Genomic DNA, 9,081 nt, shown 5'->3' with positions numbered 1-9,081 from the left:
CCCCGAGCTTCTCGAGAAGTTCAGTGGCCGAGCCGTCCTTGCCGGCGTTCATGCCGAGCTCCTGGACGTCACGACTGCACGCACCCGCGTCAGCGGGCGTCGTGCTCGCTGCGCAGCGCCTCGGCGTACTGCCGGCCGTTGTAGGCACCGCACGACGGGCACGCCGTGTGGGGCTTCTTGTCGGCCTTGCAGGTCGGGCACGCGGTGATCGTCGTGGCAGTGGTCTTCCACTGCGACCGACGCGCACGGGTGTTGCTGCGCGACATCTTGCGCTTCGGAACCGCCACGGCTAGCTCTCTTTCGTCTCGTCGTCCTGGCTCGCCAGTCCGCCCAGGGCGGCCCAGCGAGGGTCAAGCGTCTCATGCGAATGGTCAGGGTCGTCCGCCAGGGGCGCTCCGCACTCGGAGCACAGACCCGGGCAGTCCTCGCGGCACAACGGCTGGAACGGCAGAGCCGGCACCACCGCGTCCCGCAGCGCGGTCTCCAGGTCGATCAGGTCGCCCTGGAGCTCACGCACGTCCTCGTCCTCGTCGCCCGCCTCCGTCGCAGCAGCCGCGCGCTCGGGGTAGACGTAGAGCTCCGTGAGCGTGACGTCGACATCCTCGACGACCTCGCCCAGGCAGCGCACGCACTCCCCGATCGCCCGGCCACGGACGGATCCGGTGACCAGGACCCCCTCCATGACGGCCTCGAGCCGCAGATCCAGCTCGACGTCCGCCCCTTCGGGGATGCCGATCACGTCGGTACCGAGATCAGCAGGAGCGGAGACGGTGCGCTGCACAATCCGCGTCGATCCCGCACGTCGACCGAGCTCGTGGGTGTCGAGCACGAAGGGCGAGCGGGGATCGAGGTGAACTGGGCGGTGCACGGCCGTCCCCTCGTCATCTTGCTGCTTCTGCAGATCTCGGTCCGCCGACCGGCAGGACCAACGCGCAACTCTACAGGTCGGGGCGAACGCCCCCCAAATCGCGCCGACGTGACCGAGGCCACGTCCGGCCGCTTCCCGCGGTCGACCCGCGCCCCCGAGCACCGCCCGGTCGGCTGGGCCGCCCTCAGGCGTCCGTCGAGAGGCGTCCGGCGAGCTTCGCCCGGCCCGCCTGGACCTGCGCGAGCACCTTGCCGAGGTCGATCTCGAAGTCCGCGAGGCGTCGGTCGCAGTAGTCGTCCGCGTCGCGGCGCAGCTCGTCGGCGGTGCGCTGGGCGTCCGCGACGATCTCGACGGCACGCTCCTGCGCCGCGGTCACGACCGTCTCCCGCGCGACCAGGTCGGCCGCGTCCGTGCGCGCCCGCTCGAGGATCCTGTCGGCGTCCTCCTGCGCCGCGGTCCGCGCGGCGTCCGCGTCCGCGAGGACCTGGTCGGCACGCGTCAGCTGGTCCGGCAGCACCTCGCGCGCCTGCGCGACGAGGTCGAGCAGCTCGGCACGGCTGACCAGGACCGACGACGACATCGGCATGTTCCGCGCCGCGACCACGGCCTCCTCGATCGCGTCGAGCACGCCCGTCAGGCCTTCCGTGCGCTCCTCGGCCTCGCTCACGACTTCCTCCTCCCGACGCCTGGGCGGCCGTCCGCCGCCCGGGTGCGCAACCCCCAGCCTCGCACCCCGGGCCCGTGCGTGCGCCTCACGCGCGCGCCGCCCACGCCGCACGCACCGCGTCCGCCACCCCGGGCGGCACGAGGTCGTCGATCGGTCCGGCGAACCGCGCCACGTCCTTGACCAGGGACGACGCGATGTGCGCGAGCGCGGGGTCACCCACCACGAACACGGTCTCGACGCCGGTCAGGTGACGGTTCATGAGCGCCATGGGCAGCTCGCCGTCGAAGTCCGCTCCCCCGCGCAGACCCTTGACGACGGCCACGGCGCCGACCTCGCGCACGAAGTCCGCCAGCAGTCCGGGCACCACCTCGACCCGCACCCCGGGGTCGGCCGCGAACGCCTCGCGCGCGAGTGCGACCCGTTGCTCGGCCGCGAGCAGCGGGGACTTCGCGGAGTTGCGTGCGATGCCCACGACGACCTCGTCGAACATCGACCGAGCGCGCCGCACGACGTCGACGTGGCCCAGGGTCAACGGGTCGAACGACCCGGGGCAGACAGCGAGGCTCACGTGCGTCAGCCTAGCCAGCGGCCCGCGGGGCCCGGTGCATCACGCGCAGCGTCGCAGCGTCGTCGAGCAGCACGTCGCCCACGCCGACGAACCCGAGTCGCTCGTAGAGCACCACGTTGCGCTGCTCGGCCGTGCACAGCCAGGCGGTGATGCCCCGGCGGTCGGACGCCGCGAGCCCGCGCGTCGCCAGCAGCGTGCCCAGACCGCGGCCCTGCTGATCGGGGCGGACCGCGAGCAGGTGCAGGTACGTCGCGGTCTCGGCGGGCGCGAGCGCCGACGTGCGACCGAGCGTGGCGAACACATGGGCGGCTCGCTCGGGGCCGACGACGGCGGAGACGACGCCGGGCACCGACGGCAGGGTCGCCAGGACCGGGTGGTCGTCCGGGACGTCCGGCGGGCGCCACGCAGCCACTGCCGCGACCGAGCCGTCCACCTCGACCACCTCGACCTGCCCGACCGCGACGTAGCGGTCGACGAGCGCGCCGAACCACGCCGCGCACACCTCGTCCCGCGTCGCCTCGTCGGGCAGCGCCCAGCGGACCAGCGCGTCGTCGTGGAACGCCCGGGCCATGACGGTCCGGATCGCCGGGACGTCGTCGGCGCGCGCCGAGCGCGCCGTGGGCTCCTGCGTCATCCGTGCTCCCTCTCCTCGTCCCGTACGGCGTCAGCCTCGTCCGGCTCCGCGAACCACACCGCGGTCTCGCCGTAGGAGCGCGCGTCGAAGCGGCTCAACCCGTCGGGCCAGTCGGGCTCGGGCGCACGGCCCGAGCGTTCGACGACGACCACCGCGCCGTGTCCGAGGGTCCCGACGAGCCCGCGCAGCACCGTCCCGAGGTCGGCCTCGGGCAGGTCGTACGGCGGGTCGATCAGCACGAGGTCCCACGGCGCGAGCGGGGGTCGCTCGACGAAGCGCTCCGCTCTCTCGGCGGCGACGGCGACCCGGTCCCCCACGCCGAGGGTCACGACGTTGCGCCGGCACACGTCCGCAGCCTGGCGGGCGACCTCGACGAGCGTGACCGCGGCGGCGCCCCGGCTCACGGCCTCGAGCCCGAGCGCACCCGAGCCCGCGTAGAGGTCCAGGACGCGCGCCCCGGCGATGACGTCGAGGTGCTCGAGCCGCGAGAAGAGCGCCTCGCGCACGCGCTCGCTCGTCGGACGCGTGCCGGCACGCGGCACCTGCAGCACGCGCCCCCCGACGCTGCCCGCGACGATCCTCGTCACGCCGTCCTCCCGTCCCGGCTCGCACCCGCCGCGCCCGGACGGGCGGGCGGTGTGCGCACAGCCTCACCCACGACCGGCCCGGGCGTCACGTCGCGGTGCCCGCAGCAGGCGGACGTCACCTCAGGCACGGTCCAGGAACTCTTCGCGCTCGCCCGCCAGCAGCACGTCGATCGCGTCCCGCAGCGCGGGGTGCGACTCGAGCTCGGGGTCCTGCTCGACCACCGCACGCGCGTCGGCGCGCGCCTGCTCGATCAGGTCGGCGTCGCGCGTCACGCGCAGCAGCCGCAGCGACGAGGCCACCCCGGACTGCGACGCGCCGAGCACGTCACCCTCGCGCCGTTGCTCGAGGTCGAACGCCGCGAGCGCGAACCCGTCGAGCGTCTCGGCGACGGTCGTGAGCCGCTGGTGCCCGGGGCTGCCCTCCCGGGCGCCCGAGACGAGCAGGCACACGCCCGGCGCGGTGCCGCGGCCGACGCGGCCCCGCAGCTGGTGGAGCTGGGAGACGCCGAACAGGTCGGCGTCGAGGATCACCATCGCGGTCGCCTCGGGGACGTCCACGCCGACCTCGACGACCGTCGTCGAGACGAGCACGGGCACCGCACCCGAGGCGAACTGTGCGAGCGCGCGGTCCTTGTCCTCGGCCGCGAGCCGGCCGTGCAGCACGCCGATCTCGAGCCCCGCGAGCTCGGGCAGCGCGCGCAGCTCCTCGACGACCTCGAGGACCGCGCTCGGGGGCCGCCGCGGCGCCGTCCCCGCCTCGCCGAGCGTCGCGGGCTCGTCGGCGACGAGGTCGGCGCCGTCGGCGTCGTCGCCCGTGATCCGCGGGCACACGACGTACGCACGGCCGCCCTTGTCGACCTCCTCGCGCACGCGGCTCCAGGTCCGCGCGAGCCACGCAGGCCGGTCCGCCGGCACGACGAACGACGTGATCGGCGACCGGCCCGCGGGCAGCTCGCTGAGCACCGAGGTCTCGAGGTCGCCGAACACGGTCATCGCGACCGTGCGCGGGATCGGCGTCGCGGTCATCGCCAGCAGGTGCGGCTGGGCGGAGGCCTTGGCCCGCAGCCGGTCGCGCTGCTCGACGCCGAACCGGTGCTGCTCGTCGACCACGACGAGCCCGAGCTCGGCGAACTGCACGGTCTTCTCGAGCAGCGCGTGGGTCCCGACGACGATGCCGGCGGCGCCCGAGGCCGCGTCCAGCAGCGCCTGGCGTCGCGCGGCACCGGTCACCGAGCCGGTCAGCAGCGCGACGCGCGTGCCCTGGTCCGCGCCGCCGAGCATGCCGCCCTCGGCGAGGTCGCCGAGCAACGCACGCAGCGAGCGGGCGTGCTGCGCCGCGAGCACCTCGGTGGGCGCGAGCAGCGCCGCCTGCCCCCCGGCGTCCACGACCTGCAGCATCGCGCGCAGCGCCACCACGGTCTTGCCCGAGCCGACCTCACCCTGCAGCAGGCGCTGCATCGGCACGGGCTGGGCGATCTCGTCGGCGATCTGCGCGCCGACCTCACGCTGGCCGGTCGTGAGCTCGAACGGGAGCCGCTGGTCGAACGCGTCGAGCAGGCCACCGGCCACTCGGGGCCGGGCGACGGCGGGCTGCGCGGCCGCGCGGGCACGTCGCCGCGCGAGCTCGGCCTGCAGGACGAACGCTTCCTCGTAGCGCTGCCGGCGCTGCGCCTGGACCCAGTCCTGCTCGGTCTCCGGCCGGTGCAGCCGTCGCAGCGCAGGGAGCAGCTCGCCGAGGTCGCGCGCGGCCCGCACCTGAGCGGGTACCGGGTCGGGCACGTCGCCCTCGCGCAGCGGGCCGAGCACCACCTGGACGGTCGCGGCGATCTTCTCGCTGTCGAGCTGGCCGCTCGCCGGGTAGACGGGCAGCGGTCGCTCCGCGTGCTCGACCACGCCGTCCTCGTCGTCGGCGTCGAACCACACGACCGCGGGGTTCGCGAGCTGGGCGCGGCCGTTGAACCAGCCGACCTTCCCCGTGAACAGGCCGCGTCGACCCGGCCGCAGGTCGCGCTCGAACTTCTTGGCCATGCCCTCGCGCTGCGCGAAGAACGCGAGGTGCAGCACCGACCTGCCGTCGGTCACCTGCGCCTCGACGCGCAGCTTGCCCGACGACCGCGAGCGCAGCACGCCGGAGGACGAGCGCACCTCGGCGACGACCGACGCCTTCTCGTCGATCTCGAGCCCGGCGATGTCGGTCAGCCGGCTCGGGTCGGCGTACCGGCGCGGGTAGTAGCGCAGCAGGTCACCAGCCGTGCGCACGCCGAGCGCCTCGAACTTCGGCCCGGTGCGGGCTGCGACCGAGCCGATCGGCCGGTCCAGCGCACTCGAGCGCACGACCCCGTCCGCGTACACCTGTGCCCTCCTCGTGCTCTCAGTCCACCGCGACGAGCACGGCGTCGGCCGTGGCGTCGCTCAGGATCGTCGGCTCCAGCCCGTGCGCCGCGGCCGCGGCCTCGATGTCGGCAGCGAGCGCGTCCTCGAGCGCTCCGGGCACGACGACCGTCAGGCTCTCGGGCCGCGTGCCGGTCGCGCGGTCGTCGGACGGGGGCGCCACGACGAGCCGGGCGACCGTCTCGTCGAGCGCCGCGCCAGCGTCCCGGGGTGCGAGCTCCGCGACCCGGACACGGCCGGTGGCGAGCGCCGCGGCGTGCACCGGGGCGGCACTGTCGCTCGTCACGAACGCGAGGGTCGCGACCGCCGCGCGCGCCTCGTCGTGCGCGCCCAGGACCTCGACGCCGTCCAGCGCCAGCAACGACTCGAGCTCGTGACCCGACACCACCCCTCCCGGCACGACGAGCACGTCCGGGCAGCCCGCGTCCTCGACCGCGCGGCGCACGTGGGCCGCCGTCACCGGCTCCTCGGGGCACCGCACGACGACGACGGCACCGGCGGTCGCGTACCAGGAGGCGAGCGCGGGCGACCCGGTCACGACGACGAGCCCCCACCCCCGCCCGGGTCCTGCCACGACACCGAGGTCGACCACGTCGAGCCGCCGCACGACGACCTGTTCGCGCCGGCCCACCGCGCACGCAGCGATCGCCGCGGCCGGGTCGTCGGTGTGCACGTGGGCGTGCCACCAGCCGTCCGCGCCCACGACCGCGACCGAGTCGCCGACCTCGCCGAGCACCGAGCGAAGCCCGTCGGCCAGGTCGGGCGCTGACGACTCCCCACCCCCCTGGTCGAGGCCCCGCACGACGAGCATGACCTCGAACGCACCACCCGCCGCCGCGTGCTCCGTGCCGCACTCGCCGGGCTGCGCCTCGTGCGCACTCCCACGCTCGGGGAGCCACTCGGCAGGGCTGCGCGGGGCGCCGCCCGTCACCGCGAGGACGAGCGCGTCGACGACGACGAGCAGCGCGCAGGCACCCGCGTCCGGCACGTGCGCCCGACGCAGGACGGGGTGCGTCGCACTGATCCGGGCGAGCGACTGGTGCCCGGCGGTCGCGGCCTGCGCGAGCACCGCCGGGGCCGTGGCGCCCGAGTCCGCGCCCAGCACGGCCGCGTCGGCGACCTCGTCGGCGAGGGTCAGCACGGTGCCGTCCTGAGGCTCGGCGAGCGCGTGCCGCGCCGCGCGTGCCGCCGCTCGCAGGGCCTGCGCGAGAACGGCGCCCGCGGGCTCGTCGGCCGCGGCTGCGGTCGTACGCCGGACGAACCCCGCGAGCCACTGGCTGAGGATCACGCCCGAGTTCCCGCGCGCGGCGAGCATCGCGCCGCGCGCGAACACCGCCAGGACCTCGGCGGCCGTGCGCTCGGCCGCGCCGAGGTCGTCGACCGCGCGCGCACCGCCCTCGAGCGTCAGCCACGCGTTGGTGCCCGTGTCGGCATCGGCCACCGGGAAGACGTTCACCGCGTCGATGCGTCGGCGCGCGTCGGCGAGCCCGGTGCGCGCGCCGTGGACCCAGGCGAGGACCTGGTCGACCTCCAACGTCACGCGCGCACCTCCCTGTCTCGTCGTCTCGTCGTCGTGCACGTCGGCGCCCGCGGCACAGCGTGGCTGACCCGTGCGGCGCATCTCACCCTGCCGCACGCCGCCCACATTTGGGGCGCCCGTCCGCCATGGGCTAGTCTTGACCGGTTGCCCGACGGGATCGGGCGCGCCCGGAGTGGACCGAATGCTTGCCCCTAGGGGCTCAGGGTCCGTCCACCAGACTTCGCCGCGGTACTCGCGGCTGTTCATGTTCGACCAGAGCAACAGGAGAAGACCGTGGCCGCCACCTGCGACGTCTGCGCCAAGCGCCCGAGCTTCGGGCACAGCGTCTCGCATTCGCACGTCCGCACGAAGCGTCGTTGGAACCCGAACATCCAGCGCGTCCGCGCTGTCGTGGCGGGGACCCCGAAGCGTCTCAACGTCTGCACCTCGTGCCTCAAGGCCGGCAAGGTCCAGCGCGCCGTCTGAGCTCGCGCTCGCACCTTTCAGCACATCGACGCAAGGCCCGTGAGGAATTGTCCTCACGGGCCTTGCGTCGTCGTGCCCATGTGGCAGGGTGACTCCATGGCCGAGCAGATCGACGAGCTGACGATCCGCACCGCGGGTCCCGCGGACGCGAACTCGATCGCCGCGGTGCACGTGCGCTCGTGGCAAGAGGCGTACGCGGGGATCGTCTCCGAGCGCTACCTCGCCTCGCTCGACCCCGCCGAGCGCGCGGTGCGCTGGGCCCGGCACCTCGAGCACGGGCCTGCCGACGGCGTGCGGACCTGGATCGCGCAGGACGGCCCGCGGCTGCTGGGGTTCGCCTCGGTCGGCCCGAGCCGCGACGAGGACGCGGCCCGCGGCGAGCTCGAGGTGTACTCGATCTACCTCGAGCCCTCGACCTGGGGCCACGGCGTGGCCCGCGAGCTCATGCGCACCGTCATCGGCGAGTCCGGCGAGAACACACCCATGAGCCTCTGGGTGCTGGCCGCCAACGAGCGCGCACGGCACTTCTACCGCCGCCACGGCTTCCAGCCCGACGGCGTGGAGCGCTACGAGGACGTCGGCGGCGAGGAGCTGCTCGAGGTCCGCTACCGCCGCGGCTGAGCCCTCCTGCGGGCCGCGCTCAGTCCGACCGTCCCGCGAAGTGGTCCCATCCGGGTCCGACCGCGGGGGCGACGGCATCGACCGTCACCGCGGGGTCGTCGGCGGCCCGGGACTCGACCCGGCCGATCACCCGGAACGGCGCCGGCACCACTGCATCGGGACCGAACGTCGCGAGCAGGCCGTGGTCCTCTCCCCCGCCCAGCACCCACGCCCACGGGTCCGCGCCCACGGCCAGTGCTGCGTTCGCCAGCTCCGTCACGTCCGCCGCGAACGCGTCCGCGTGCAGGTCGAGCCGCACACCGCTCGCGCGCGCCATCCGGCCCGCGTCCCGCAGCAGCCCGTCGGAGACGTCGAGCATCGCGGTGGCGCCCGCGCGAGCCGCCTCCGGGCCGGCAGGCAGCGGTGATGTCGGCCGCAGGTAGGCCGTGACGAGACCGTCGTGGGACGCGTCGTCGTCGCCCGGCCCGGCGGTCCCCCCGGCCGCCGCGCGGTCGACGAGCGCGAGCCCGGCGGCGGACCGGCCCAGCACCCCGGCGTGCGCGACGACGTCACCGACGCGAGCGCCCGACCTCAGCACGGGCGGGCGGCCCTGCAGGTCACCATGCGCCGCGACGCTCACGACGACGAGCGGGCTGCCCGACAGGTCCCCGCCGACGACCCCCACCCCGAGCGGGCCGCACACGGCGGCCAGACCGCGCGCGAGCCCGACGACCCACGCGACGTCGAGCTCGCCCGGAACG

Annotated in this window: 11 protein-coding genes; 2 read left to right on the top strand and 9 right to left on the bottom strand. The window is 75.1% G+C overall.

The genetic code is table 11. The annotated features are described in order from the left end of the window. Positions 1 to 89 precede the first annotated feature (89 nt). From rpmF to CWIS_RS11650, 8 genes are all read right to left on the bottom strand, one after another. A complete protein-coding gene (rpmF, locus tag CWIS_RS11685; protein ID WP_048343468.1) occupies positions 90 to 287 on the bottom strand; it encodes a 50S ribosomal protein L32 in 198 nt (65 codons plus the stop codon). A 2-nt stretch (positions 288 to 289) separates the two neighbouring features. Next, on the bottom strand, positions 290 to 868 hold the full coding sequence (locus tag CWIS_RS11680) for a DUF177 domain-containing protein (protein ID WP_048343467.1): 579 nt from the start codon (positions 866 to 868) through the stop codon (positions 290 to 292). A gap of 184 nt (positions 869 to 1,052) precedes the next feature. Then, a complete protein-coding gene (locus CWIS_RS11675) occupies positions 1,053 to 1,535 on the bottom strand; it encodes a hypothetical protein (protein WP_048343466.1) in 483 nt (160 codons plus the stop codon). A gap of 85 nt (positions 1,536 to 1,620) precedes the next feature. Beyond that, positions 1,621 to 2,103: a pantetheine-phosphate adenylyltransferase gene (coaD, locus tag CWIS_RS11670; protein WP_048343465.1), complete on the bottom strand. Its 483-nt coding sequence runs from the start codon at positions 2,101 to 2,103 to the stop codon at positions 1,621 to 1,623. A gap of 10 nt (positions 2,104 to 2,113) precedes the next feature. Beyond that, positions 2,114 to 2,737, bottom strand: coding sequence for a GNAT family N-acetyltransferase (locus tag CWIS_RS11665; RefSeq protein WP_048343464.1), 624 nt, complete (start codon positions 2,735 to 2,737; stop codon positions 2,114 to 2,116). After that, a complete protein-coding gene (rsmD, locus tag CWIS_RS11660) occupies positions 2,734 to 3,324 on the bottom strand; it encodes a 16S rRNA (guanine(966)-N(2))-methyltransferase RsmD (protein ID WP_048343463.1) in 591 nt (196 codons plus the stop codon). The genes CWIS_RS11665 and rsmD overlap by 4 nt, the downstream gene beginning before the upstream one ends. A gap of 120 nt (positions 3,325 to 3,444) precedes the next feature. Further along, a complete protein-coding gene (locus tag CWIS_RS11655; protein ID WP_053071693.1) occupies positions 3,445 to 5,676 on the bottom strand; it encodes an ATP-dependent DNA helicase RecG in 2,232 nt (743 codons plus the stop codon). A 19-nt stretch (positions 5,677 to 5,695) separates the two neighbouring features. After that, positions 5,696 to 7,255, bottom strand: a complete 1,560-nt coding sequence (locus tag CWIS_RS11650) for a DAK2 domain-containing protein (RefSeq protein ID WP_197080832.1) — start codon at positions 7,253 to 7,255, stop codon at positions 5,696 to 5,698. A 273-nt stretch (positions 7,256 to 7,528) separates the two neighbouring features. Here CWIS_RS11650 and rpmB point away from each other — a divergent pair, with 273 nt between their 5' ends. Together rpmB and CWIS_RS11640 are read left to right on the top strand one after the other, a co-directional pair. Further along, positions 7,529 to 7,720 carry a 50S ribosomal protein L28 gene (gene rpmB, locus CWIS_RS11645; protein WP_048343462.1) on the top strand — a complete coding sequence of 64 codons (192 nt, stop codon included), beginning with the start codon at positions 7,529 to 7,531 and terminating at the stop codon, positions 7,718 to 7,720. 96 nt (positions 7,721 to 7,816) lie between these two features. After that, on the top strand, positions 7,817 to 8,341 hold the full coding sequence (locus CWIS_RS11640; RefSeq protein ID WP_048343479.1) for a GNAT family N-acetyltransferase: 525 nt from the start codon (positions 7,817 to 7,819) through the stop codon (positions 8,339 to 8,341). Between the two features lie 19 nt (positions 8,342 to 8,360). On the opposite strand, the gene CWIS_RS11635 is transcribed toward CWIS_RS11640, so the two are convergent. Next, positions 8,361 to 9,081: thiamine-monophosphate kinase (locus CWIS_RS11635; protein ID WP_048343483.1), on the bottom strand; the 721-nt coding region annotated here is incomplete at its 5' end.

The organism is Cellulomonas sp. A375-1, from assembly GCF_001040865.1.
GTDB lineage: Bacteria > Actinomycetota > Actinomycetes > Actinomycetales > Cellulomonadaceae > Cellulomonas > Cellulomonas gelida.
Note: the sequence above shows the minus strand (reverse complement) of the source record. Positions and strands in the feature narration are given on the sequence as shown.